The organism is Pectobacterium brasiliense, from assembly GCF_016950255.1.
GTDB lineage: Bacteria > Pseudomonadota > Gammaproteobacteria > Enterobacterales > Enterobacteriaceae > Pectobacterium > Pectobacterium brasiliense.
In genome coordinates this window covers 1,007,594-1,032,541 of the sequence record NZ_JACGFN010000002.1, presented here as the reverse complement: position 1 = coordinate 1,032,541, position 24,948 = coordinate 1,007,594, and the positions used below count along the sequence as shown (strand labels likewise).

The window sequence follows — 24,948 nt, the reverse complement described above, 5'->3', positions numbered from 1 at the left end:
CTTCTCAATCCGAAGACGGACGTGAAATTCCCAGGATGGCGGCTGCTTCAGCGCTGCCATCCTGTAGCGCCTGAGTCGGCCCGTCATAATAAATCTGTCCGTCCACGATCAGCACCGTACGCTTCGCGATCCGCATGGCATCATCCAGATTGTGAGACACCATCAACAGCGTGAACTCACGCTCCTGACACACGCTTTCAACCAGATCGAGCATCTCCTGACGTAGCGCCGGATCGAGTGCCGAGAAGGGTTCATCCAGCAACAGAATAGGCTGGTGGCGCACCAGACAGCGTGCCAATGCCGCGCGCTGGCGCTGCCCGCCGGACACCTGCGACGGCAGACGATCCAGAAGATCCGCCAGACCGACCCGATCGGCGATCTGCCGTAGCGTCTCGCGCTGTGCAGCACTGAGGCGCAGGCCGGGATGTAGCCCCAGCGCGATGTTTTGTCCGATCGTCAAATGAGGAAACAGGTTATTTTCCTGAAACAGAATCGACACCGGTCGTTTAGCGGGAGGTGTCTCGCGGTGAGATTCGCCGTTAAGTCGTAACTCCCCGCTGTCTGCCATCAGGAAACCGGCAACCAGATTCAGCAGCGTACTTTTCCCTGCGCCGCTAGGGCCGAGGATGGCAATGCGCTCGCCCGGTTTGACGTGAAAATCAAAACGCATGGGCAAGTGCTGATAAAAGTAGGTCAATTTCTCAAGCGCGATCATGACGGCCTGCCAGTTTCTCAATCAGGGTAAATAACATAAAGCACAGCAGCATTAAGAGCAGCGCCGTGACTGCGCCGTCGGCGCTGCGATAGGAACCAATTTGCTGGTACAGGTAGAACGGCAGCGTGCGGAACTGCTCATTGCCGAACAGCGCGATAACGCCGAAATCACCAATCGACAGCACGCAGGCAAAGGCCAACGCCTGCGCCAGCGGCTGTTTCAGCGAGGCGAGTTCGATCAGCTTCAATCGCTGCCAGCCGCGAATATCCAGCGACGTGCAGAGTCGATTGTAGCGCTCGGCAACGTCCAGCATGGGGTTTTCCAGCACTTTGATCGCGTAGGGAATCGCCATCAGCGCGTTGGTGAACACCACCAATGCGTAAGGGGACTGCGGCAACCCGATGCTGTTATTCAGCAGCAGGAAAAAGCCAGTTGCCAGCACAATACCGGGCATGGCGAGGATGAGCATACCGCTCAGGTTCATCAACTGCCCGTAGAGTGGTTTCTGGCGTAGCTTGAGCTCGCGGCTGCTCCAGAGCAGCATCATGGTCAGTACCAGACACAGGAGCCCCGCGCCTAAGGCGATGCGCAGCGAGGTAAACAACGTTTGCCAGAGCACGGGCTGTTGCAGCACGGTAACCAGCGATCGGTTCACGCCATCCACCACTACGGCCAGCAAAGGAGGGACGACCAGCAACAACAGCGCACCAATCAGCAGCCCATCGGTGAGGCGGCTTAAGGCGCTATCTTGTGGGTTGCGCCAGGCAAGCTGCTGTGTGCTGCCGACGGGCAGAATGCGCCCCAGCCGCTGGCTCAGCAGTACTAAACCAAGACAGCAAATCATCTGAATTAACGCCAGCAGCGCCGCGCGCCCCGGATCGTAATCAAAGCTTAATGCCTGATAGATAGCCAGCTCAATGGTGGTTGCCTGCGGGCCGCCGCCCAGCGACAGCACGGTGGCAAAGCTGGCGAAGCAGAGCATAAAAATCAGTGCGCCAGTGGGTAAAATCTGCCGGCGCAGGGCGGGCCATTCCAGCAGTCGGAAATGCTGCCAGCTGTTCATGCCCAGATTCGCCGCCAACTGACGCTGCTCGGTAGCGATGCCTTCTAACGACTGCAACAGCAATCGGGTTGCCAGCGGCAGATTAAAGAAGACGTGCGCCAGCAGGATGCCCTGCAATCCATAGGGCGAAAACGTGTATTTCAGGTCGAACCAGCCCAGCGCAGAGGCCAGCCAGCCCTGCCGACCATAAACGCTGAGCAGGCCAAAAACGGCTACCAGCACGGGCAGCACCAGCGTCATCGCGCACAGGCGTAGCAGCCAGCGATGGCCGGGAAAGCGTCGCCGATACAGCGCTCTGGCGAGAAAAATGGCCGGAACGGTAGAGAACAGCGCGGAGAGAAAGGCCTGCCAGAAGGTAAACCGAATGACATGCCAGAGATAGCTGTCATGCCATAGCGTGCGCCACTGGCTTTCGGGTGCCTGTAGCCACAGGGCACCGAAAGCCAGTGCGGCAACGGAAATTAACAGCGTGGTGGCCAGTAACCCTGGCCACAGACGTCCGCCGATCAGTGGCTGACGGCGCGTTGCCATGCCTGAATCCACTGCGTCCTTTGGTCAGCAACTTCCTGTGCGCTGAACTGCATGGCTTTTTCCGGCACTGCGAGCGTCGCGAAGCCTGCTGGCAGATCGGTTTTAACCGCTGGATACATCCAGTTTGTAGTAGGGATCGCCTGCTGGAACGTTGGGCTCAGGATGAACTGCATAAAGCGTTTTGCCAGCTCGGGATTTTTGCTGGAAGCCAGCTGCCCGGCGACTTCAATTTGCAGATAGTGCCCTTCGCTGAAGGTCGCTGCCGCGTAGTTATCTTTCTTCTCTTCAATGATGTGATAGGCCGGCGACGTGGTGTAACTCAGCACCAGATCCGCTTCCCCTTTCAGGAACAGACCGTAGGCTTCACTCCAGCCTTTGGTGACGGTAACGGTTTTTTTCGCCAGTTTCTGCCAGGCTTGCGGCGCATCATCGCCATACACTTTCTGCATCCACAACAGCAGCCCCAGTCCCGGCGTGCTGGTGCGTGGATCCTGATAGATCACTTTCCACGGTTCGTTGCTATCCACCAGCTCATGCAGGCTTTTCGGCGGGTTCTTCAGCGTGTTTTTGTTATACACAAACGCGAAATAGCCGTAGTCATAAGGCACGAACGTCTTATTGCTCCAGCCGCCCGGCACCGTGACGGCGCGGGTGTCCAGATTGTGTGGCGCAAACAGGCCGGTTTGTTCCGCCGCCTGCAACAGGTTGTTGTCTAGTCCCAGAATGATGTCCGCTTTACTGTTCTTGCCTTCCATACGCAGGCGGTTCAGCAGCGATGCGCCGTCCTCCAATGCGACGAAATTCAGCTCGCACTCGCACTCTTTTTCAAACGCGGTCTTGATGACAGGGCCTGGGCCCCACTCGGAAGCAAATGAATCGTAGGTATATACGGTAAGCGCAGGTTTGGCGAACGCCGACGCTGAGAGCAGTAGCAGGCAAGACAGGCTGGTTTTCAGCACGGTGGCTGAACGTGGTAATAATTGATTTAACACTTTGCACTCCTGAGAATCATAGGGTGGCAAAGGACTTTGAGGCAGCAATGAGCAGCACTCTCAAATCCCTTCGCCGGTATTAACCGGATCAGGTTCGACGGGTATCTTCTCAGCGAAAAATTTTCCGCACCCCGTTGAGAACGGCACATTGTAAAGGGTTAAGTCGGGCAGCGAAAGGCTCTCAGTGTTCCGGCGGCGCGAACCAGGCAGATTTAAAATCAAACCAGCCCTCTATGCTCGCTAAGATACTGCGGTGTGGCAGCCGTACGCTCACAATTTCGCTTAACGTGACGGCTTTTGTGCCTTATTTGTGGTCATTCACCATTGTGTTGATTCTTGTTCAATTAGCGCTGTACACCAGTCAATAAAGGCGCGGATCGCGGGCGAGAGGTGGCGGCTTTGTGGGTAGAGAATGAAAATAGGTTCAAGTGGGGCACTGATACCAGGAAGTAGCCTGACAAGATGTCCATCAGCAAGTTGCTGGTGCACCATATAGCTGGCAATGCGTATTAGCCCCAAGCCGGCTACACCAGCGGCAACATAGGCATCCGTGTCATTGACGCTGATCTGTGCTGCTATTGGCATCGCTGCGGTGTGCGCTCCATCGTGGAAATCCCAGCGAGTTGAACGACCTGTTCGGCTGTGGGTATATCCTACTGCGGCGTGCTTGTTGAGCGACTCTAACGTTGTCGGGTGTCCATGCTGTTCAAGATAGCGTGGAGACGCGCAAATATACCAATGGAACGCACCGAGACGTCGTGCGACCAGTCGAGATAACGGCGGTTCTCCGGTTCTGATGACACAATCGATACCATTCTGAACGATATCTACAGTGGCATCACCCAAGTGGAAATCCAACTTTATTCCCGGATAGCGCTCACAGAAACCGGACAGTGCTGGAATAAGAAAGTTTTTGACCAGAGAAGGTGTCGCTCCGATTCTGATCGTTCCATGCAGTTCTTCCTTTTGCTGTGCCGCTACGCTTTCAGCGGCGTGCACATCACGCAAGATCGCTTTGCAACTGTCGTAATAGCGCAAGCCAACATCCGTAATACTGAGCGCTCGTGTTGTTCGGTTGAATAACCGAGCCCCCAGATGTGATTCGAGTTCTTTAATGCTGCGGGTTACGGTGGAGGGTAACACATGCATTGTTTCCGCCGCTTTTTTGAAACTACCCGCATCGACCACACGCATGAATATTTCCATGGCCTGAAACCGATCCATACCATGTCTCCTCATTTTGCTATGAAACGTTGATAAGACGCATAGACGGCGTACCTATCGTGCCAGCAGCTATATCACTTAATTGTTTGATTTTTTCAAATTATAAAGTGATGTGGCTGAATCTTATCATGCGCGCATTCTTGTATAACATAGCCCCCGAATTCTGGATTTCCTGACAATGACAAGTATGGAAAGACCAGGTGCATATTAGCACGCTGAATGCATAGGGGACGCACACGACCTCCTATGATAGTGATAATTTGAAATTCTGAAGGAGTTAAGTAATGAATGACAGCGGATCAGCGTTGAAAGATATTCTTGTGCTTGGTGCAGGGCAGCTCGGTATGGCGGTATTGCGTGCTCTCGCGCCGCGTGCGCGCGCTCTGCGATTATCGGTCACGGTACTGGTCTCACCGGGCACCATTAACGAACCGTCGGAGCAGAATAAGGCAACACTGGCCGAACTCCGTGCACTGGGGGTTGATGTGATGGGCTTCGATCTGGCTTCTGATGAGCACGCCCTGACAGGGCTTTTCGGGAATTATAAGACAGTAGTGAACTGTTCGGGATTCGTAGCAGGGCCTGGCACTCAGATGAAAATAACCAGAGCGGTGTTGGCTGCCAACGTCGCGCGCTATTTCCCCTGGCAGTTTGGCGTTGACTATGACGTAGTTGGTCGCAACAGCGGGCATCCGGTTTTTGATGAGCAGTACGACGTGAGGCAGCTACTGCGCAACCAGCAACGTAGCGAATGGGTAATTGTTTCGACGGGCATGTTCACGAGTTTCCTGTTTGAGCCTGCCTTTGACGTGGTGGATCTGGAACGTGGAACTCTTCACGGCTTGGGAAGTTGGGATACCAAAGTGACCGTGACGATCCCCGAAGACATTGGCTGGCTCACGACGGAAATCTTACTGGCTGAACCACGCCTGGTTAATGAGGTGGTCTACGTGGCAGGCGACACGATCTCATACGGGCAGCTTGCCGATGTCGTTGAACATGTCACGGGAAGGACGTTTGAGAAGACCGTATGGACGCTGGACAAATTGCGCGCGGACCTGAAGGCTGCTCCGGATGACGTCATGACGCGCTACCGAGCAGCGTTCGCTTTGGGTGAGGGGATGTGGTGGGACAAATCCGGTACGTTCAATCAACGTAATGGCTACGAGACGGTCGACGTCGAGCATTTCTTACGGATGCAACTGCAAAAATAGGCTGAAGGGTGCGGTGCAATTCTCTTTGCCCCGCACTTTTTCAGATACCGTCAGTGTTCCGGTGGCGCGAACCAGGCAGATTTAAAATCAAACCAGCCCAGCATATTCATCCTGACGCCGCGCATACTGCGCTGCCCCTGAAGTTGCAGCCAATGGTGCAGCAGAGGGTGCAGTTGGCCGCTGGCGATCAGTTTTTCACACCACTCCGCCATCGGCAGCGTGTGGTTACGCCACTGCTGTGCATCTGCATGCAGATCGTCATCCAGACAGTGCTGCACCAGCGGAAGTTCGTAGAGCATCGCGAACAGGGAGAATTCGAGCGGCAAATAGCAGTTCACGCTGCTAAACCAGATATCACTGTCGGCATTGCCCTGATACCAGTCTTCGTAGCTGACCGTCTGGATATGCAGCGTGACGCCGTGTTCTGCCAGCAACGCACGCATGATTTCGCTTAATATCCGGTACTCAGGGTGCTCATGATAAAAAGTCAGCGTCACCTGCGTCAGCCCTGCAGGAATAGGCTGGCGTTCGTCTGGATGGTGATGATGCCAGCGTGGCAGCAGGCTGTAAGCGGGGGACCAGTCGCGCTGGTGGCTGGCATCGGCGTGGCTGAGTAGCGAAATCGGGTTAAAGACCTGCCAGAGCCAGCTGCGAACCTGCGGGCATTCAGCAAGCGGTGAACGCTTATCGAACAGCAGGAAATAGCAGCCTTCTTCCATCCGGCTTTCCAGCTGTTCATGGCGAGAATCATCAGACTGAAATTGGACGGAGACCGGCATTTCCTCTGGTTCGTCCGGTAGTACCCAGATGTTGACCTCATCAATCAGCGCACGATAGCCAAAATAATCATCGAAGGCGCGGATTTTCAACTGGTTACTGTTATTACGCACCACGGCGTAAGGGCCAGTGCCAATTGGGTGTTGGGCAAAATCGGGTAGCGTTTGCCATTCCTGCGGCAAAATCATGGCGTGCACGCTGCCCAATAGCCACGGCAGCCAGTTGTCTGGGCTGTTCAGCCGGATATCAATCACGAACGGCATCGGTGATGTGATGGTTTCAAGGTGCGAAAATAGCGGCCATGCGGTGAGGCGCTTGAGGGAGGCGATGACATCCTCCATCGTGAGCTCGCGACCGTGATGGAAACGGATGGCTGGGCGCAGATAAAAACGCCAGTGCATCGGGGCTAGCATTTGCCAATGATGAGCAAGATCGGGTTTTAGTTCCCCATTTTCCTCATTTATATTGGTCAGCCCGCTGAAAATTTGCCGTGCAATGTGCATTTCCGAACGTCGCAGCGCTGAACCAGGTTGTAGGTTGCGTAAGGGGCGGTAATAGAGAATGCGCAGGATATGCTTTCCCTGCCGGAAACTGCGCCCAAGGTGGGCAAGTAACATCTGGCGTACTGCTTCTTTGTCACCCACCAACTGCACTAGCTGCTCAATGCGATCCTGCTCCAGCAGATCTTCAGCGCGCTGCTGCTGTAGTGCCAGTCCGGTATAAACGAACGATAGCTGAGAGCGTTTTCCCCTTCCGGCTTCTGCCTGCCAGATCAGCCAGCCTTCCTGCTGCATCGCGTTCAGTAATGAGCGGATATGGCGGCGTGAGCAGTTCAACACCCCAGTCAACTCTTGCAGCGTGGTGTCGGTCGTTTGCCCCTGAAAGTGCTGCCACAGGCGGATGAACTGTTGTTGCAATCGAGGGGAAGACATAAAAGAGGAACTCCCTGCACTAAAGTCATCAATTTATCTTTCCCTATATTACGCCGATACTTTGCAACAAGAAAAGAGAGGAGGTGGCTGATGGCGATTTCCCGTTTGTACCAGTTCTATCAAACCTACTTATCGACCTGTAAAGCGAAGTGGTTGCGATGGATGTCTACCCAACAGCGCATTGCATTATTGCAGCAGGCAACGCAGTGGCACCTGAATGACATGTCTGATGAAGAGTACCGTCATTGGCTCTAGGCGGTGCGAAACAATTGATTCTGAGTAAAACAATGTATTCTGAGTAATGGTGATGTTTCACCAGCCAGCGAGTTTTTCGCTGGCTTTTTTTATGGTGTTTACCTGCCATCATGTTTTGTGTGATTGCGAAGAGTTTGCAGGGAAGTTAAAAGGATTTTTCCACTTAGAACCCATCAAGCAGAAAATCAACGGCGTCTTTGATTGTTTTTCGGTACATCTGCGCGTCCATCACTTCATGACCAAGCTGTGAGCGGCGTACGCTTGCCATTTCATGGGTCATTATCAGGTAATCGTTACCTTCGACAGTGACTATCGGCGTTAGTCTTCGCGCTGGTGGTCTGGCAATGTTGTGTACTGGAAACAAAGGTATCACCAGGCGGGTATGTAATTCCCCAATGATGTCACTTTGGACATTGAGCAGGTAAGGGTATGAGTTGTTGTTACCGTTATTACGGTAAACTTTATATTGCATGCTTAAAACGTCCTGTCATCGTCGGATAATAAGCCGTGTTTATCTGTGATACGGTTGAGTTCCTGTAATGCCTTCTGGTTCTGCTGTTTCCATTTTTCCCCTTCAGAAAGGCGAATTTCTCTCTTCAGAGCTTCGGTGAGTATTGCGGATAGGTTAATTCCGGCTTCACGTGCTTGTTGAAGCAGCATGGGTTCCAACGTCACACTGACCGTTTTTTTGTGACGAACGCTTGTTACGGGCATAAGGCCTCCGAAAATTACACGTGTAGTAGCACGTGTAATGATTATGCGTTTGGTTCTGGTGTACCGCAACCTTCTTGGAAATGAAATATACCTGCTTATTTAGCTGACATTTAAACGGCGCGATCGGTCTGCGCGTAGCTTCGCAAAAGCAAATCGAAGAATAAGACTGGAAAGGAAGCATGATCGCAGAGAAAGACACTGGCATGTTTACAGCGGGTCATTCCACCGGTTTTAGACGGGCGGCAACGAGACGCAGTGTGGGGATCATTGGTGAACATTAACCTGAGCGTATCGTAACGTGACTCTTTTATATTCAGGATGACGCAATAATAAATCAGTCAGTAATGTTGAATCGTGTTTATTTTCAATAAAAAAGAATGACTCCGTTAATCTATTTTTTCTCTTATAATTAATATTAATGTAAGAATAATGACTAAAATAATTCACTAATTTAGTGTAATGATTTTCATTCTGAACTGTTTTTTTGGGAAACTATTTCTGTTGAAATGATAGGTGGTTTTTTGTGATGACGGTCCTAGGGATAAAATTATTTTTTATAGTCCATTGTTTTTTATCTTGCGTTTAACGCACATTGTCACAATCTTTAAATAGTCTGTAACATATAGCGGCGTTTTATTTTTTCTTGCTTACCAGCAAGTTACTTCACAGCAATTTTTTGAATAACTCGACGGATGTAAAAATGAGCGATGTTCCTTATCAGTCAATAGCGATTTACGAAAAACCAGAACCTTGGCACGCTGCACCTGGTGTGCACAATATCAAACTGACGCCCCTTTTCGTCATTGTTTTCTCTGGTGTTTTACTGCTTTTTGCGTTGGCAGTTTCCACATCGTCCTATTTTCTTAAGCAGGCTGAACAATCGTTAAATAGTTCAACGTTGGAATTGAATGTTCGTATGGAACTGGTTGATAGTGCTAATCATATGCGTGCAGCGCGTATGAATTTGCTCCATGCTGTGAATCACTTACGTAATGGCCTTACGGATAACTACAATGCGAGTATGAAAGCGGCAGAAGAGCGTCTGTCACTGTCTCAGCAAATGTTTAATGGGTATCAAAATAGGTCGGTTCGCTCAGATGTTGAACTCGCCCGCGATAATGAATTAAAAGCGCGCTATAGCGATTATGTTGAACGCGGTATCAAACCCATGTTTGACATAGCGAAGAAAGGCAATGTTGAAGAACTCAATGCATTTGAGTCAACGACCCTGTCTAAACTGGATGATGAGTATGATGTGCCGTTAAAAGCGTCTTATCTTTATCGGGTAGAGATGGCAAAAAATATTAATGTGACGGCTGAAAGGAATTCCACGCTGGGCTATACGCTCATGATAGGTGCCTTTATTTTAGCTATCGTATTAACGGGCATGACGTTCTTCGTCATTCGTCGGGTCATTATTAACCCAGTGCAGTATTGGGTGTCGCGTATACAGGCCATCGCGCACGGAGATTTAACGCGCCCGAGTGTGGATGTTGGACGCAATGAAATCGGTATTTTGGGGAACAACATCCAGCAAATGCAGGATTCGCTCTCCGAAACGGTTGGCTCGGTACGGGACAGTGCAGAGTCGATTCACAGCAGTTCGACGAAAATTGCCGTCGGTAATACGGATTTGTCTGCACGAACGGAGCAGCAGGCCGCTGCGCTTGCGGAAACGGCGGCCAGCATGGAGCAGCTCACGGCTGCCGTGAAGCAGAATACCGATAATGCGCACCATGCAAGCGTTGTGGCGACGGAGACCTCAGCCAAAGCGGTGAACGGGGGCGGTATTGTTGAACAGGTTGTGGGGTCTATGGCGGATATCGCCAAGAGTTCAGACAAGATTTCTGAGATTATCGCGCTCATTAACGGGATTGCATTCCAGACCAATATTCTGGCACTGAATGCGGCGGTTGAAGCCGCGAGAGCGGGCGAGCAGGGTAAAGGATTTGCGGTAGTCGCAGGAGAGGTGCGTAATCTGGCACAGCGCTCGGCTAATGCCGCAACGGAAATTGCCGCGCTGATTAAAGAATCCGAAGCCAGAGTGACTGAGGGGACGACGCTGGCATCCGAAGCGGGTAAAGCGATGGCCGAGATTGTGGCTGAAATTAATAACGTCACCCGCATCATGAATGAGATCGCGCTGGCGTCTGATGAACAGAGCAGTGGCATCAATCAGGTGTCGTTAGCGATATCAGAAATGGATCGCGTCACGCAACAGAACGCGACGCTGGTGCTGGAGGCTTCCTCGTCTGCTGCATCGCTTGAGCAGCAGGCCGAACGGTTGAATCTTGGCGTGTCCCGATTTCATCTGATGTAACCCGGTTGGTAAAAGACATAAAGACGAAAATGCATCATCAATGGCCAGCGGCTTTGTCGCTGGCTTTTTTTCGTTGTTTTTTTGAGCATGGGGATGTGAATCCGCTTCTGATAGAATCAGTGAAACAGGTACGCTGTTTCTGGCTATAAAGAAGTATGCCTATGTTGCTTCTCTGCCAGAGCAATTTTGTACAAACGATAAGAGGATTAACGCGTGCATAAAAAGCCGGTAGTGCAAGAGCAAACACATTTCAGACACCTGGAGGCATTAGGTGGTCTGGATATGTTGCAGGCGCAGTACTACCAGCAGCGTTTTCCTCGCCATGTGCATGATACGTATTGCATCAGTGTGATTGAGCAGGGGGCGCAGCGTTTTTATCGCTCCGGTGCAGAACATGTTGCGCCCAAAGGCGATATCATTCTGGTGAACGCGGACGATGTACACACGGGGAGTTCGGAGGTCGAAACCGGCTGGGCCTATCGCGCCATTTATCCGCATCCCGATCTTTTTCGCTCGATTAATCAGGATCTGCAACGCTCAAAGGATTCGATCCCGTGGTTTCCCGACGCGGTTGTTCACGACCCAGGGCTGTCGGATCAGCTTCTCATGACGTTCAATATGCTCGCTCAGCCGGGCAATATGCTCTTGAAAGAAACGCTGCTGTTGTCGTCTTTAACCTGGTTGACAATGCGCTACAGCAAGACGCGTCTGACGCCACAGATGCTGCCCGTAGCGACCCAAAATATATTGAACGTTAAAGCATTTATGGACAGTTATCCTGAGAGAGAACTGGCCCTCGTTGAATTGGCTGCGCTGGCCGAACTCAGTGTGTGGCATTTCCTACGACAGTTTAAAGCGGTGGTGGGGATTACGCCTCACGCCTACTTAATTCAGGCACGGCTACGCAAGGCTAAGGCATTATTGCGGAAAGGCGGTGCGATCCTCGATGTTTCCGTACGGTGCGGTTTTACCGATCAGAGCCACTTCCATCGCCATTTCAAAAACTCGTTGGGGCTGACGCCGGGCGAGTTTGCTAAAGGCAATCTGTAGTTATACTCGGCTCCTATTCTGGGGCGCAGCAAATTCATCCAATACTCTGAAAAGACGTTTTGTTAGTTTTCCGCTATCGATATTTTTATGGTAGTGCAATGTTATATGGAAAACTCCGTAGCCCGTTCATCGTCTGAATCAAAAGACACTGTTAGTCCGTGGAAGCATTTTATGACCGGCGTGGTTGAAATGCTTCCGCTCTGTTTGTCCGTGGTGCCCTGGGGCATTTTAGCTGGCTCTATGGCTATCCAGTCGGGATTATCCGTTGGGCAAAGTATCGGGATGTCCGCGATTATTTTCGCGGGGGCGGCGCAGCTCGTTTCGCTGGGCTTACTCATGTCCGGGGCGAATGTTGCGACGCTATTAATCTCCGTTTTTTTTATCACCGCGCAGCACCTGATATATGGCTTGACGTTACGCGAATATGTTTCAACATTGAAATTGAGAAAGCGCCTTCCTATCGGCTTTCTATTATCAGACGAGCTGTTTGCGCTCAGTGAAAAGCAAGACAGAAAGAATAACGTTAGTATCAGCTATTTAATTGGTGCGGGTTTCACCTTTTATATTTTTTGGAATATCTTCAGTATTCTTGGCGTGGTCATGGCGTCATCTGTACCCGATTTGGATAAGTATCATCTTGATTATTCTATCGTTGCCACGTTTATCACCATTGTTGTTCCGATGATAAAGAAAATCAGCACCTTTTCTGGCGTCCTGTTTTCTCTGCTGTTGTCGATGCTGTTGACCTATTTCAAGGTAGAAGGCGCCATCGCTATTGCTGGCGTCGGCGGTATGTTTTTCTCTGTGTTCATCGCGTCTGTGCTTAAGGAAGAAAAATGAGCTGGTTATTGATATTTGTTTTGGCAGGGATCGTGTTTTTTAATCGCTATATTTTTCTTGAGCCCGCTGTGCCGGTAAAAATTCCGGTTTTACTCCATAGAGCGTTAAAGTATTCAGCACCTTGCCTACTCACCGCGATCTGCGGGCCGATTATTTTAATGGACCACGGCGTGATTCGCGCCTTTCCTGATAACCCGTATTTTCTCGACGCGATAGTGAGTGTCGTAATTTCATTCTTTATCAGAAATATTGTGGTCGCGGTGCTTTTGAGTATGCTGGCTTTTTATCTGATAGCCTCGCTGCTGTAATCCACCCATTCTTCCAAAAGAAAAAGCCCGCAATAAAGTGCGGGCTATCTGTAATCTTGAATCAGTTCAGAAAGGCAGGCTGATTCTTTTCATACTCGGTAATAGACGCTTCGTGTTGCAGCGTCAGGCCGATGCTGTCTAATCCGTTGATCATGCAGTGGCGGCGGAAGCTGTCGATTTCGAACGGATAGCTTTTGCTGCCCGCCTGAACGACCTGATTTTCCAGATCGACCGTGAAGGTAATCCCTTCCTGCCCGTCAACCAGCTTGAACAGCTCGTCGACTTCTTCGTCGCTCAGTTTCACCGGCAGCAGTTGGTTGTTAAACGAGTTGCCGTAGAAAATATCGGCGAAGCTTGGCGCGATAACGACTTTGAAGCCGTAATCGGTCAGCGCCCACGGCGCGTGCTCACGGGAAGAACCGCAGCCGAAGTTTTCCCGCGCCAGCAGGATACTCGCCCCTTTGTAATGCGGCTGATTCAGCACAAACTCAGGGTTAGGCTGTTGGCCCGCATCATCCAGAAAGCGCCAGTCGTGGAACAGGTGTTGGCCGAAACCGGTACGCGTCACCTTTTGCAGAAACTGCTTGGGAATGATGGCGTCGGTATCGACATTAGCGGCGTCCAGAGGAACCACCAGACCTGTGTGTTGAGTAAATTTAGCCATGTCGGTTTCTCTCTTAATTCAACTCGCGGACGTCGGCAAAGCGACCCGTCACTGCCGCTGCCGCAGCCATTGCCGGGCTGACCAGATGGGTGCGGCCGGCGCGACCCTGACGGCCTTCAAAGTTACGGTTGCTGGTTGATGCACAACGCTCACCGGGGTTCAGACGGTCATTGTTCATCGCCAGACACATGGAGCAGCCCGGTAAACGCCACTCAAAGCCCGCCTCGATGAACACTTTATCCAGCCCTTCCAGCTCCGCCATGGTTTTTACCGGACCGGAACCGGGTACGACGATAGCCTGAACACCAGCGGCGACTTTACGCCCTTTGGCGATTTCTGCCGCAGCACGTAAATCTTCGATACGCGAGTTGGTGCAGGAGCCAATGAAGACTTTATCGATCTTCACGTCGGTCAGTTTAATGCCGGGTTGCAGATCCATATAGGCCAGTGCTTTGGCCGCGGAGGCGCGTTCTACCGGATCGCTGAAAGAGTCAGGGCTAGGGATTTCCTGATTGACGGCGATAACCTGACCGGGGTTGGTGCCCCAGGTGACCTGCGGCGCGATCTGAGCGGCGTCCAGCGTGACGACGGTGTCGAACTGCGCATCATCATCGGATTTCAGCGTGCTCCAGTACGTAACGGCGGCATCCCAGTTGGCATCTTTCGGTGCAAACTGACGGCCTTTCAGGTAGCTGAAGGTCGTCTCGTCCGGTGCGACCAGACCTGCCTTCGCGCCCATCTCAATCGCCATGTTACACAGCGTCATACGGCCTTCCATGCTCAGCGCACGAATGGCTTTACCACAGAATTCAACCACATGACCTGTGCCGCCTGCGCTACCGGTTTTACCGATGATCGCCAGCACGATGTCTTTCGCGGTGATGCCGTGTGGTGCATCGCCGGTGACTTCAATCTTCATGGTTTTAGCGCGACCCTGCTTCAGGGTTTGCGTAGCCAGCACATGTTCCACTTCCGACGTACCGATACCGAAAGCCAGTGAACCAAATGCGCCGTGCGTTGCCGTGTGCGAGTCACCGCAGACGATGGTCATACCCGGCAAGGTCATCCCTTGTTCAGGCCCGATAACGTGAACGATGCCCTGATACGGGTGGTTCAGGTCATACAGCTGAACGCCGAATTCCGCACAGTTTTTGATTAATTCCTGCATCTGAATACGAGCCATCTCGCCACTGGCGTTGATGTCTTTGGTCTGCGTGGACACGTTGTGGTCCATGGTCGCGAAGGTTTTCCCCGGTTGACGAACCTTACGGCCCATCGCACGCAGGCCGTCGAAGGCCTGAGGGGAAGTCACTTCGTGTACCAGATGTCTGTCGATGTACAGCAGCGGCGTTTCGTTCGGCGCTTCATGAACCACGTGCGCTTCGAACAATTTTTGATATAACGTCTTACCCATTGTTATGCCCCTTGCGCGACAAAGCGCGCAATCACGTCGCCCATTTCATTGGTGCCGATCGCGCTGCCGGTGCTTGCCAGATCGGCAGTGCGATAGCCTTCAGCCAGTGCGGTATTGACGGCTTTTTCGATCGCTTCTGCGGCATTATCCGCCCCCAGGCTGTAGCGCAGCAGCAGCGCCAGCGACAGAATCTGTGCAATCGGATTGGCAATATCTTTACCAGCGATATCCGGTGCGGAACCGCCAGCCGGTTCGTACAGGCCAAAGCCTTGTTCGTTCAGGCTTGCGGAAGGCAGCATGCCCATTGAACCGGTAATCATGGCGCATTCGTCGGACAGAATGTCTCCGAACAGGTTAGAACACAGCATCACGTCAAACTGAGACGGATCTTTAATTAACTGCATTGTCGCGTTATCGATATACAGATGGGACAGCTTCACATCGGGATAGTGCTGTGCAACTTCGTTGACGATCTCGCGCCACAGAATCGAGCTTTGCAGCACGTTGGCTTTATCGATGGAGGTCACGATGCTGCGACGTTTGCGAGCGGATTCAAACGCGATATGCGCGATGCGCTCAATCTCGAAACGGTGATACACCTCGGTATCGAAAGCGCGCTCATACTGGCCGCTACCTTCACGACCTTTTGGCTGACCGAAGTAGATCCCACCTGTCAGTTCGCGGACGCACAGGATATCAAAGCCTTTCGCGGCGATGTCGCTACGCAGCGGACAAAATGCTTCCAGCCCCTGATACAGACGAGCAGGGCGCAGGTTGCTGAACAGTTTGAAGTGCTTACGCAGAGGCAATAACGCACCGCGCTCCGGCTGTTCTGCTGGCGGCAGGTGTTCCCATTTCGGGCCGCCAACGGAACCAAACAGAATCGCATCGGCCTGCTCACAGCCTGCAACGGTCGCCTGAGGCAACGGCGTACCCTGACGGTCAATGGCGATACCGCCAACGTCATATTCGCTGGTGGTAATGCGGATGCCAAAACGCTGACGTACCGCATCCAGTACTTTATGGGCCTGCGCCATTACTTCCGGGCCAATGCCGTCTCCGGGTAAAACGGCGATATGGTAGCTCTTTGTCATCACACTGTTTCCTGACTGTTTTGTTGTTTGCTATCGTTTTGTTGTTGGTTACTGTGCTGCTGCAGACGTTGAATTTCTTTTTCTACCTGCTGAGCACGTTTGATGTTGTTTAATACATTTACCATTGCCTGGGCGGAAGATTCAACGATATCCGTTGCCAGACCGACGCCGTGGAAGCGACGCCCTTGATAATCTGCAACGATATCAACCTGACCCAACGCATCACGCCCCTGACCTTTGGCGGTCAGTTGGTATTTGACCAGCGAAACCTGATAACCCGTAATGCGGTTGATCGCCTGATAAACGGCATCCACCGGGCCATTACCCGTCGCGGCTTCTGACTGGGTTTCTTCGCCGCAGATCAGTTTGACGGAGGCCGTTGCCATCACGCTGGAACCAGACTGAACGCTGAAATAATCCAGATGGTAGAACTCAGGTTCTTCCTGCTGACGGCTGATAAAGGCCAGCGCTTCCAGATCGTAATCAAAGACCTGACCTTTCTTGTCTGCCAGTTTCAGGAAGGCAGAGTACAAATCGTCCAGATTGTAATCGCTGTCCTGATAGCCCATTTCCTCCATGCGGTGTTTCACCGCCGCGCGACCGGAACGGGAAGTCAGGTTCAACTGGACTTCTTTCAGGCCGATGGATTCCGGCGTCATGATTTCGTAGTTTTCACGGTTCTTCAGCACGCCATCCTGGTGAATACCAGAGGAGTGAGCGAAGGCGTTGGCACCCACAACGGCTTTGTTAGCAGGGATAGGCATGTTGCAAATCTGGCTGACCAACTGGCTGGTACGGTAGATTTCCTGATGATTGATATTCGTGTGCACATTCAGGATGTTATGGCGGGTTTTGATCGCCATGATGACTTCTTCCAGTGAACAGTTACCCGCGCGTTCGCCGATACCGTTCAGCGTGCCTTCTACCTGACGAGCGCCTGCGTGCACTGCCGCCATGGCGTTGCCAACGGCCAGACCCAGATCGTCATGAGTGTGAACGGAAATAATGGCTTTATCGATATTGGGAACATGTTGGTACAACGAGGCGATGATATTGCCGAACTCATGCGGCATGGTGTAGCCGACGGTGTCAGGAATATTGATGGTGCGAGCACCGGCGTTGATAGCAGCTTCAACCACGCGACACAGGTCTGGGATTGGCGTGCGGCCCGCATCTTCGCAGGAAAATTCAACGTCGTCTGTGTAGTTACGCGCGCGTTTGATCATGTAAATGGCGCGTTCGATCACTTCATCCAGCGTGCTGCGCAGCTTCGTGGCGATGTGCATCGGCGAGGTCGCGATAAAGGTGTGGATACGGAACGCTTCTGCGACACGCAGCGCTTCTGCGGCGACATCGATGTCCTTCTCGACGCAGCGGGTCAGGCCACACACACGACTGTTTTTGATGTTACGGGCGATCGTCTGAACAGATTCAAAGTCGCCGGGAGAGGACACAGGAAAGCCGACTTCCATGACATCAACGCCCATACGCTCCAGGGCGAAGGCAATTTGCAATTTTTCTTTTACACTCAGACTCGCCTGTAAAGCCTGTTCACCATCGCGTAATGTGGTATCGAAAATAATGACTTGCTCGCTCATCGGTTTAGTTCCTTGTCGTGTCTACTTGTACTTGGCGCTCGGCGAGTAAAAAAAAACCCGCGCATCAGCGCGGGTTTTTGTATCGTGTGGCGAGAAACTTAGTTCTGAACTCTGCCCACAAACCTACCGCGCAAGAAGGATGCGTTTAGTAGTAGGCCTAGTAGGACAGTAAAGTTGAACATAGTGTCTCGTCATCTAAAATTCGGTGTTCCTTTATTGGTACGCGATTATCAGGGTTATGTCAACTTTTGATTGGTGTGACGTGCATCAAGTAAACCAGCGATAGCCTGCGCCGAATGAACGAAAGATCGTTGCGGTTTTGAACATTGGCGGTAGACTGCACGCCAAATAATGTACAGCTGTACGCTGAAACGCTGTCAAATTCTTCCCCCTTAGAAATTCTTTTACAGATGAATAATCATTTACAGCCATACCATGTGGTGCACCGGGTCCAAGATCGAATCAATCACTGCGCAGGCAGCATTACGTTGCGCGAGTGGACGCCTGCGGGCGAACAGCAGCTCACCTGGACACAGGCCGGGCAGCGCATTCAGCGCATTGCCAGCGCGCTCTTAGCGTTAGGGCTGGATGTTCAGGAACGGGTTGCGATTTTCTCTCATAACTCAATGAACTGGTCGCTGGCCGATCTGGCGCTGTTGCACCTGCGTGCGATCAGCGTGCCAATCTATGCCACGAATACGTCGGCACAGGCGGCATTCATCATCAACGATGCGGATATCCGTACGATATTCGTCGGTGGCCAGGAGCAACTGGATGCGCTGCTGGCGCTGCGGGACACGTGCCCGCAACTGCGAAACATCATCGTGATGGATGAAGGCGTTAACCTGCGCGGTAGCGACATCGCACAATCCCTGCAGGAATTTGAAGCGCAGGCGGTAGACGATTTCTGGCGTGATGAATGGCAAGCGCGTATCGACAGCCGCGATCTCAACGATCTGTTTACGCTGATTTATACTTCTGGTACCACGGGTGAGCCGAAAGGTGTCATGCTGGATTACACCAACATGGCGATGCAGCTTAAGCTACACGACGATCGTCTGGATATGTCAGAAAATGACGTATCGCTCTGTTTCTTACCACTTTCCCACGTATTTGAGCGCGCCTGGAGCTTTGTCATTATGCATCGCGGCGCGCAGAACGTGTATCTCAACAACACGAATCTGGTGCGTGAGGCAATGCAGACGGTGAAGCCTACCGTGATGTGCGCCGTACCGCGTTTTTATGAGAAAGTGTATAGCGCCATCCATGAAAAAGTGGCGCAGGCTCCGTGGTATCGCCAGCGGCTATTTAACTGGGCTATCGCGCAGGGGCAATATGCTTTTCTGGCGAGCCAGACCGCGAAGAAGGGCGGTCTTTTCCGTCGTGTTATGCACCACTATGCAGACCGTCTGGTGTTAGGAAAACTGCGCCAACTGCTGGGGGGCGAGATTCGCTTTATGCCAGCCGCAGGCGCACGACTGGATGACAACATCATTCTGTTTTTCCGGTCGATAGGGATTCGCATCATCTATGGCTACGGCATGACCGAAACCTGTGCGACGGTTTCCTGCTGGGAGGAAGGTCGCTTCCGCCTGGGCTCTATTGGTACGCCGCTGCCGGGCATTGAGGTCCGCATTGGCGAGGAAAAAGAGATTCAGGTACGCGGTGCGACTATTATGCGGGGTTATTTCCACCGTCCGCAGGAAACCGCAGACACTTTTACCGAAGATGGCTGGCTGAAAACCGGCGATGCGGGGGAACTGGATGCCAACGGTAACCTGTTTATTACCGAACGGTTGAAAGATCTAATGAAAACCTCCGGCGGTAAATATATTGCACCGCAGCATCTGGAAGGTACGCTGGGACAGGATCGCTTCATTGAGCAGGTTGCGATTATTGCGGACACGCGTAAGTACGTGTCTGCGCTGATTGTTCCCTGCTTCGAAGCATTGGAAGAATACGCTCACTCCATCAATCTGAAGTACCACGATCGTCTGGAACTGCTGCGACACAGCCATATTATTGAGCTGTTCGAACAGCGCTTGCGGGAGATACAGAAGGAGCTTTCCCGCGTGGAGCAGGTGAAGAAATTCACGCTGCTGCCTGTGCCGTTTTCGATGGCAGAAGGGGAACTTACGCCAACGCTCAAGCTGCGCAGGAAGATCATCAACCAGCGTTACCAGCTGGAAATTGATGCAATGTACGCCGAGTCTTGATGATGTCGTAGGCCGAGAAGCGCGTTTCCTGAAAAGAAATGTGGTTTTCGGCCTCAATATTTCACTCTGTAATTTATGGCCTTCATGGACGATCTCTCAGGTCTGAAGGTTTCCAGTTAGTATTTTATCTCATTTCCTTTTTCCCTCACGTTCGATTTCCCTTGGGCACGATTAAGGGCGGTGGTTTTTTGCCGTTTGTCTGCGTCATAATCTGGCGTTATGTTAATGGGTTATCAGTAATCCCTATAATATTTCGTATTCTTGTACTAAAAGTTAACAGTATTAATACAATGTGAGTTCGGGGATTTCTCCCGATCAATACAGAAGCGGATTCCGCTTTCTGAACAAAAGAGGCAGACCCATGGAGATGTTGTCAGGCGCCGAAATGGTGGTCCGATCGTTGATCGATCAGGGCGTAAAACATGTGTTCGGTTATCCGGGCGGTGCGGTGTTGGATATTTACGACGCCCTGCATACGGTTGGCGGTATCGAGCATATTTTGGTGCGGCATGAGCAAGGTGCGGTACATATGGCGGATGGCTACGCGCGCGCGACAGGTGAGGTCGGCGTCGTGCTGGTCACGTCTGGTCCTGGTGCGACCAACGCGATTACCGGTATCGCTACTGCCTATATGGACTCCATTCCTATGGTGGTGTTGTCCGGTCAGGTTGCGACTTCGCTGATTGGCTATGACTCCTTTCAGGAATGCGACACGGTGGGCATTTCCCGCCCTATTGTGAAGCACAGTTTTCTGGTCAAGAAAGCGGAAGATGTTCCGACGATTCTGAAAAAAGCGTTTTATCTGGCATCGACCGGACGTCCCGGGCCGGTAGTGGTCGATCTGCCGAAAGACGTCATGAATCCGGCGAATAAGCTGCCGTACGTTTATCCTGAAAGCGTCAGCATGCGTTCCTATAATCCGACGGTTCAAGGGCACAAAGGTCAGATTCGTCGCGCGTTGCAAACCCTGCTGGCGGCAAAAAAACCGATTATCTACAGCGGCGGTGGCGTCATTAATGCGGAGTGTCACGAAGAACTACTGACGCTGGCGGAAAAACTTAACCTGCCAGTGACAACCTCCCTGATGGGGCTGGGCGGCTTTCCTGGCACGCACCGTCAGTGCCTCGGTATGCTGGGGATGCACGGGACATATGAAGCCAATACGGCTATGCATAACGCCGATGTGATTTTCGCCGTAGGGGTGCGTTTCGACGACCGAACAACCAACAATCTGGCGAAGTACTGCCCGAACGCGACGGTTCTGCACATTGATGTCGATCCCGCGTCGATTTCCAAAACGGTAAACGCCGATATCCCTATCGTGGGCGATGCTAAACAAGTATTAACCCTGATGTTGGAGTTGCTGGCACAGGATGGCGCACAGCAGCAGTTTGATGCGCTGCGCGATTGGTGGCAGGGTATCGAACAGTGGCGTGGGCGTCACTGTCTGAAATACAGCACCGAAGGCGACAAGATTAAACCGCAGGCGGTGATTGAAACGCTGCATCGGCTGACCGAAGGCAAAGCCTATGTGGCATCGGACGTCGGCCAGCACCAGATGTTTGCTGCGCTGTATTATCCTTTCGATTTACCGCGCCGCTGGGTGAACTCCGGTGGACTGGGCACGATGGGCTTTGGCCTGCCAGCGGCATTGGGCATCAAACTTGCGCTGCCGGAAGAAACGGTGATTTGCGTAACGGGCGACGGCAGTATTCAGATGAATATTCAGGAGCTTTCTACGGCGCTGCAATATGATCTGCCTGTGGTGGTCATTAACCTGAACAACCGTTTCCTCGGCATGGTGAAGCAGTGGCAGGACATGATCTACTCTGGCCGCCATTCCAGCTCTTACATGGAATCATTGCCGGATTTCGTCAAGCTGGCTGAAGCGTACGGTCACATCGGGATTTCTATCGATACGCCGGACGAACTGGAAAGTAAGCTGTCGCAAGCGCTGGCGCAGAAAGACCGTCTGGTGTTTGTTGATATCAACATCGACAGCAGCGAGCATGTTTACCCCATGCAGATTCGCGGCGGGGCGATGGATGAAATGTGGTTGAGCAAAACGGAGAGGACCTGATCATGCGGCGGATTTTATCAGTATTACTTGAGAATGAATCAGGCGCTTTGTCACGTGTCGTCGGCCTGTTTTCCCAGCGCGGCTACAACATCGAAAGTCTGACGGTGGCACCAACCGAAGACCCAACGCTATCTCGTATGACTATCCAGACGGTAGGCGATGAAAAAGTGCTGGAGCAGATCGAAAAGCAACTGCACAAGCTGGTGGATGTCCTGCGCGTCAGCGAGTTGGGGCAGGGCGCGCACGTTGAGCGTGAGATCATGCTGGTGAAGCTACAGGCTACAGGCTATGGTCGTGAAGAAGTGAAACGCTGCGCCGATATTTTCCGCGGCCAGATCGTGGATGTCACCGCTTCGCTTTATACCGTACAGCTTGCTGGCACCAGCGATAAGCTGGATGCGTTCCTGAGTGCCGTACGTGAAGTCTCCGAAATTGTTGAAGTGGCGCGCTCTGGTATCGTCGGCGTATCGCGCGGCGATAAAATCATGCGTTAATCGACTTTTCGCTGCTTTTTCTTTTAAGAGGCCCGATAATAGTATCGGGCCTTTTTATTTCCCTTAATCTTATATAGACACAATATATTCAGCTTAAAAGACATCCATTATTGATATGGCAGCTTGAAATATGTGGGTAACGTGATAAAAGCAGTTGCCGTACAAAAGCTTCTGCTGTTAGATCTACGCCATATCCATGATGATTTTATGGTCATCACACTATTTATTGAGCCGGCCTACTTATTTTCCGGCCTACTAAGGGGTTACCGTGAAACTGGATGAAATCGCGCGTCTTGCGGGTGTTTCACGCACGACAGCCAGCTATGTCATTAACGGGAAAGCAAAACAATATCGCGTTAGCGATAAGACCGTTGAGAAAGTCATGGCTGTCGTCAGGGAGCACAATTATCATCCCAACGCCGTCGCGGCTGGATTACGTGCCGGGCGTACGCGTTCAATTGGTTTGGTTATTCCCGATTTGGAAAATACCAGCTATACACGCATCGCTAATTATCTGGAACGTCAGGCCAGACAGCGCGGATATCAGCTATTAATTGCGTGTTCAGAAGATCAGCCAGACAATGAGATGCGCTGTATTGAGCATCTGTTGCAGCGCCAGGTTGACGCGATTATTGTTTCTACCGCATTACCGCCGGAGCACCCGTTTTATCAACGTTGGATAAACGGCAGCCTGCCGATTATTGCATTAGACAGAGCGTTAGATCGTGAGCACTTCACCAGCGTGGTGGGGGCCGATCTTGAAGATGCTGAAATGTTGGCACAGGAATTAAGAAAAGTGCCTGCGAAATCGGTACTTTATCTTGGTGCTTTACCTGAGCTTTCCGTCAGCTTCCTGCGTGAGCAGGGGTTCCGTCAGGCGTGGGCGGGCGATCCGCGCGAAGTGAATTACCTTTATTCTAATAGCTATGAACGCGTGGCTGCCGCTGCCGCGTTTATGGATTATTTGAAAAATAATCCTATGCCCGAAGCGTTATTCACCACGTCATTCCCGCTATTGCAGGGAGTGATGGACGTCAACCTGAAGATTAACGGGCGTTTGCCGAATAATCTGGCTATCGCGACCTTTGGGGACAATGAACTGTTGGATTATCTGGAATGCCCGGTATTGTCTGTCGCTCAGCGCCATCGTGAAGTCGCGGAACGCGTACTGGAATTGGTGCTTGCCAGCCTTGATGAGCCGAAAAGGCCGAAACCTGGTTTGAATCGTATCCGGCGTAATCTGTATCGTCGTGGTTCTTTGAGCCGCGCCTAATCTCGACCTGCTTTTTGCGCCATAGATTGCTATGGCGCCTCTTCCTTACCCTGCCTCAATTCACTTTTACGGCAAGGCGACCCGGAATAGCCGACGGCAATATTCCAGAAAGTAGCCATATATCACGCCCGTCACCATCGACACCACCAAATTACTGGTAACTGCGGTCAGGATTTGCGCGGGGTTCGCCCCGATAGACCAGAGAATGATGGCGTAAACCGGGGATTGGAAACTGACATAGGCAAACAGATCGGCGACGCTGCGCACCAGGAAATGCTCACCGCCGTGACGTCTGGCCATATTCAACACGCGATCGCGGTAAAGCCCATACGGCCAGGCAATGGCAATATTGACGGGGATAGATAACAAGCGTGAAGACAGCGATTGCTCGAAGCTCATACCGGAAAGCATGATTTCTATCGCCATGCCGGTGATGAAACAATAGACAACGAGCGCAAAGGTATCTGCAGTGGCACTTCGCAATCGTGACGTCGGGGAAAACATGCCTGGTTGCTCCATTCTTAGGGCGGATAAACTGGTGTAATGGTTTGGTGTGGTTTTTTGTCATGCCTTATTTTGTTTGTGTAGTTTACATCACTGCATGATTGGCTTTGTACTAGGTAAAAATATTTATTTGTGAGCGTTTTTTATACTTTCCCGCTACTTTATGTCTGTCCGATAATTTTCCCGTTTTTTTATCGCGACAAGGGATTTAAAATTATTTAAAAACAATTCGTTATGGTTTTTTGGTGAAAGGCCTTTCTGCGCGGGAAGGAATTGCGTTAAAGCATTAAAGGAAGTGAGTAGATGACCGATAAAACAGGGTTGCTTGTGGTGCCTCATTTTTAATGCGTCTTTGGGGATGAGGGACGCTTAATGTATTCGGCACATTTCCTGAGCCTGCTTTTCTTTTCAGGAAATCGCGTTCATCTGTAGGGACATCAATTAACGTAAATCGGCTGATTAATGAAGAATCGACGATGTTGATGTTAAAAATGTGACATTGAGCAGATGTTAACCGCTACGGTATGATGCGGCGGGCTTGTGTAGGCCTTGGTATTCAAGGTGTTCGGCTTGGTAAGACTATTCTGAAAACCGCTGTCTTTGGTATCAGCTTGTGACAATAAAAATAATCGATATGCTGGAGTTGGTCGCTATATGTTTGTAATGTTTCCGTTCC

At 51.7% G+C, this 24,948-nt stretch carries 22 protein-coding genes and 1 riboswitch; of the genes, 10 read left to right on the top strand and 12 right to left on the bottom strand.

The annotated features are described in order from the left end of the window. Positions 1-4 precede the first annotated feature (4 nt). The 4 genes from thiQ to H4F65_RS19165 form a co-directional block, all read right to left on the bottom strand. Positions 5-715 carry a thiamine ABC transporter ATP-binding protein ThiQ gene (gene thiQ / locus H4F65_RS19180; RefSeq protein WP_010681736.1) on the bottom strand — a complete coding sequence of 237 codons (711 nt, stop codon included), beginning with the start codon at positions 713-715 and terminating at the stop codon, positions 5-7. Further along, entirely contained in the window at positions 702-2,309 is a 1,608-nt protein-coding gene (thiP, locus tag H4F65_RS19175) for a thiamine/thiamine pyrophosphate ABC transporter permease ThiP (protein WP_010681735.1), read from the bottom strand. Before thiP ends, thiQ begins: the two co-directional genes overlap by 14 nt. Continuing rightward, positions 2,285-3,268, bottom strand: coding sequence for a thiamine ABC transporter substrate binding subunit (thiB, locus tag H4F65_RS19170; RefSeq protein WP_146235414.1), 984 nt, complete (start codon positions 3,266-3,268; stop codon positions 2,285-2,287). The genes thiP and thiB overlap by 25 nt, the downstream gene beginning before the upstream one ends. A gap of 80 nt (positions 3,269-3,348) precedes the next feature. Continuing rightward, positions 3,349-3,445, bottom strand: a riboswitch (TPP riboswitch). A 174-nt stretch (positions 3,446-3,619) separates the two neighbouring features. After that, a complete protein-coding gene (locus H4F65_RS19165; protein ID WP_010681733.1) occupies positions 3,620-4,525 on the bottom strand; it encodes a LysR family transcriptional regulator in 906 nt (301 codons plus the stop codon). A gap of 284 nt (positions 4,526-4,809) precedes the next feature. On the opposite strand from H4F65_RS19165, the gene H4F65_RS19160 reads away from it, so the two are divergent. Further along, positions 4,810-5,739, top strand: coding sequence for an aromatic alcohol reductase (locus H4F65_RS19160; RefSeq protein ID WP_010681732.1), 930 nt, complete (start codon positions 4,810-4,812; stop codon positions 5,737-5,739). A gap of 50 nt (positions 5,740-5,789) precedes the next feature. Here the strand turns inward: H4F65_RS19160 and sgrR are convergent, their stop codons facing one another. Then, complete coding sequence (gene sgrR / locus H4F65_RS19155) at positions 5,790-7,448, bottom strand: HTH-type transcriptional regulator SgrR (protein ID WP_010681731.1); 1,659 nt, start codon at positions 7,446-7,448, stop codon at positions 5,790-5,792. A 90-nt stretch (positions 7,449-7,538) separates the two neighbouring features. Here sgrR and sgrT point away from each other — a divergent pair, with 90 nt between their 5' ends. Further along, complete coding sequence (gene sgrT, locus H4F65_RS19150; RefSeq protein ID WP_010681730.1) at positions 7,539-7,703, top strand: glucose uptake inhibitor SgrT; 165 nt, start codon at positions 7,539-7,541, stop codon at positions 7,701-7,703. A 163-nt stretch (positions 7,704-7,866) separates the two neighbouring features. Here the strand turns inward: sgrT and H4F65_RS19145 are convergent, their stop codons facing one another. Together H4F65_RS19145 and H4F65_RS19140 are read right to left on the bottom strand one after the other, a co-directional pair. Further along, on the bottom strand, positions 7,867-8,175 hold the full coding sequence (locus H4F65_RS19145; protein ID WP_010681729.1) for a CcdB family protein: 309 nt from the start codon (positions 8,173-8,175) through the stop codon (positions 7,867-7,869). 2 nt (positions 8,176-8,177) lie between these two features. Next, on the bottom strand, positions 8,178-8,417 hold the full coding sequence (locus tag H4F65_RS19140; protein ID WP_010681728.1) for a type II toxin-antitoxin system CcdA family antitoxin: 240 nt from the start codon (positions 8,415-8,417) through the stop codon (positions 8,178-8,180). 700 nt (positions 8,418-9,117) lie between these two features. Between H4F65_RS19140 and H4F65_RS19135 the strand changes: the two genes are divergently transcribed. The 4 genes from H4F65_RS19135 to H4F65_RS19120 all read left to right on the top strand — a co-directional run bounded on the left by H4F65_RS19135 (position 9,118) and on the right by H4F65_RS19120 (position 12,935). Further along, the gene (locus H4F65_RS19135; RefSeq protein ID WP_010681727.1) at positions 9,118-10,737 is read left to right on the top strand and encodes a methyl-accepting chemotaxis protein; all 1,620 of its coding nucleotides are present in this window, start codon (positions 9,118-9,120) and stop codon (positions 10,735-10,737) included. Positions 10,738-10,950: 213 nt separating this feature from the next. Further along, complete coding sequence (locus H4F65_RS19130; protein WP_010681726.1) at positions 10,951-11,787, top strand: AraC family transcriptional regulator; 837 nt, start codon at positions 10,951-10,953, stop codon at positions 11,785-11,787. Positions 11,788-11,892: 105 nt separating this feature from the next. After that, complete coding sequence (locus H4F65_RS19125; protein ID WP_039319075.1) at positions 11,893-12,627, top strand: AzlC family ABC transporter permease; 735 nt, start codon at positions 11,893-11,895, stop codon at positions 12,625-12,627. Beyond that, positions 12,624-12,935 (top strand): AzlD domain-containing protein, encoded by a 312-nt coding sequence (locus H4F65_RS19120; RefSeq protein ID WP_010681724.1) that lies wholly within the window; start codon positions 12,624-12,626, stop codon positions 12,933-12,935. The genes H4F65_RS19125 and H4F65_RS19120 overlap by 4 nt, the downstream gene beginning before the upstream one ends. A gap of 61 nt (positions 12,936-12,996) precedes the next feature. Here H4F65_RS19120 and leuD read toward each other — a convergent pair whose 3' ends face one another. Genes leuD through leuA form a run of 4 tightly spaced genes read right to left on the bottom strand, consistent with a single transcriptional unit; the run spans position 12,997 to position 17,705 of the window. Then, complete coding sequence (gene leuD, locus H4F65_RS19115; RefSeq protein WP_010681723.1) at positions 12,997-13,599, bottom strand: 3-isopropylmalate dehydratase small subunit; 603 nt, start codon at positions 13,597-13,599, stop codon at positions 12,997-12,999. 13 nt (positions 13,600-13,612) lie between these two features. Further along, positions 13,613-15,013: a 3-isopropylmalate dehydratase large subunit gene (gene leuC / locus H4F65_RS19110; protein ID WP_010681722.1), complete on the bottom strand. Its 1,401-nt coding sequence runs from the start codon at positions 15,011-15,013 to the stop codon at positions 13,613-13,615. A gap of 2 nt (positions 15,014-15,015) precedes the next feature. Next, on the bottom strand, positions 15,016-16,107 hold the full coding sequence (gene leuB, locus H4F65_RS19105; RefSeq protein ID WP_010681721.1) for a 3-isopropylmalate dehydrogenase: 1,092 nt from the start codon (positions 16,105-16,107) through the stop codon (positions 15,016-15,018). Further along, complete coding sequence (gene leuA, locus H4F65_RS19100; protein ID WP_010298061.1) at positions 16,107-17,705, bottom strand: 2-isopropylmalate synthase; 1,599 nt, start codon at positions 17,703-17,705, stop codon at positions 16,107-16,109. The genes leuB and leuA overlap by 1 nt, the downstream gene beginning before the upstream one ends. A 410-nt stretch (positions 17,706-18,115) precedes the next feature. Between leuA and H4F65_RS19095 the strand changes: the two genes are divergently transcribed. From H4F65_RS19095 to cra, 4 genes are all read left to right on the top strand, one after another. Continuing rightward, the gene (locus tag H4F65_RS19095) at positions 18,116-19,921 is read left to right on the top strand and encodes an AMP-dependent synthetase/ligase (RefSeq protein ID WP_010681720.1); all 1,806 of its coding nucleotides are present in this window, start codon (positions 18,116-18,118) and stop codon (positions 19,919-19,921) included. Positions 19,922-20,282: 361 nt separating this feature from the next. Further along, positions 20,283-22,001 carry an acetolactate synthase 3 large subunit gene (gene ilvI, locus H4F65_RS19090; protein ID WP_010681719.1) on the top strand — a complete coding sequence of 573 codons (1,719 nt, stop codon included), beginning with the start codon at positions 20,283-20,285 and terminating at the stop codon, positions 21,999-22,001. A 2-nt stretch (positions 22,002-22,003) separates the two neighbouring features. Continuing rightward, on the top strand, positions 22,004-22,495 hold the full coding sequence (ilvN, locus tag H4F65_RS19085) for an acetolactate synthase small subunit (RefSeq protein WP_010681718.1): 492 nt from the start codon (positions 22,004-22,006) through the stop codon (positions 22,493-22,495). Positions 22,496-22,763: 268 nt separating this feature from the next. Then, positions 22,764-23,768, top strand: a complete 1,005-nt coding sequence (cra, locus tag H4F65_RS19080) for a catabolite repressor/activator (RefSeq protein ID WP_039278293.1) — start codon at positions 22,764-22,766, stop codon at positions 23,766-23,768. A gap of 66 nt (positions 23,769-23,834) precedes the next feature. Here cra and H4F65_RS19075 read toward each other — a convergent pair whose 3' ends face one another. Beyond that, positions 23,835-24,272 (bottom strand): L-alanine exporter AlaE, encoded by a 438-nt coding sequence (locus tag H4F65_RS19075; protein ID WP_010681525.1) that lies wholly within the window; start codon positions 24,270-24,272, stop codon positions 23,835-23,837. Between the last annotated feature and the right edge of the window lie 676 nt (positions 24,273-24,948).

Excerpts from the sequence above, each read along its gene's own strand:
- thiQ (WP_010681736.1), bottom strand. The coding sequence starts at position 715 with ATGATCGCGCTTGAGAAATTGACCTACTTTTATCAGCACTTGCCCATG.
- thiP (WP_010681735.1), bottom strand. The coding sequence starts at position 2,309 with ATGGCAACGCGCCGTCAGCCACTGATCGGCGGACGTCTGTGGCCAGGG.
- H4F65_RS19165 (WP_010681733.1), bottom strand. The coding sequence starts at position 4,525 with ATGGATCGGTTTCAGGCCATGGAAATATTCATGCGTGTGGTCGATGCG.
- H4F65_RS19160 (WP_010681732.1), top strand. The coding sequence starts at position 4,810 with ATGAATGACAGCGGATCAGCGTTGAAAGATATTCTTGTGCTTGGTGCA.
- sgrR (WP_010681731.1), bottom strand. The coding sequence starts at position 7,448 with ATGTCTTCCCCTCGATTGCAACAACAGTTCATCCGCCTGTGGCAGCAC.
- sgrT (WP_010681730.1), top strand. The coding sequence starts at position 7,539 with ATGGCGATTTCCCGTTTGTACCAGTTCTATCAAACCTACTTATCGACC.
- H4F65_RS19145 (WP_010681729.1), bottom strand. The coding sequence starts at position 8,175 with ATGCAATATAAAGTTTACCGTAATAACGGTAACAACAACTCATACCCT.
- H4F65_RS19140 (WP_010681728.1), bottom strand. The coding sequence starts at position 8,417 with ATGCCCGTAACAAGCGTTCGTCACAAAAAAACGGTCAGTGTGACGTTG.
- H4F65_RS19135 (WP_010681727.1), top strand. The coding sequence starts at position 9,118 with ATGAGCGATGTTCCTTATCAGTCAATAGCGATTTACGAAAAACCAGAA.
- H4F65_RS19125 (WP_039319075.1), top strand. The coding sequence starts at position 11,893 with ATGGAAAACTCCGTAGCCCGTTCATCGTCTGAATCAAAAGACACTGTT.
- H4F65_RS19120 (WP_010681724.1), top strand. The coding sequence starts at position 12,624 with ATGAGCTGGTTATTGATATTTGTTTTGGCAGGGATCGTGTTTTTTAAT.
- leuD (WP_010681723.1), bottom strand. The coding sequence starts at position 13,599 with ATGGCTAAATTTACTCAACACACAGGTCTGGTGGTTCCTCTGGACGCC.
- leuC (WP_010681722.1), bottom strand. The coding sequence starts at position 15,013 with ATGGGTAAGACGTTATATCAAAAATTGTTCGAAGCGCACGTGGTTCAT.
- leuB (WP_010681721.1), bottom strand. The coding sequence starts at position 16,107 with ATGACAAAGAGCTACCATATCGCCGTTTTACCCGGAGACGGCATTGGC.
- leuA (WP_010298061.1), bottom strand. The coding sequence starts at position 17,705 with ATGAGCGAGCAAGTCATTATTTTCGATACCACATTACGCGATGGTGAA.
- H4F65_RS19095 (WP_010681720.1), top strand. The coding sequence starts at position 18,116 with ATGAATAATCATTTACAGCCATACCATGTGGTGCACCGGGTCCAAGAT.
- ilvI (WP_010681719.1), top strand. The coding sequence starts at position 20,283 with ATGGAGATGTTGTCAGGCGCCGAAATGGTGGTCCGATCGTTGATCGAT.
- ilvN (WP_010681718.1), top strand. The coding sequence starts at position 22,004 with ATGCGGCGGATTTTATCAGTATTACTTGAGAATGAATCAGGCGCTTTG.
- H4F65_RS19075 (WP_010681525.1), bottom strand. The coding sequence starts at position 24,272 with ATGTTTTCCCCGACGTCACGATTGCGAAGTGCCACTGCAGATACCTTT.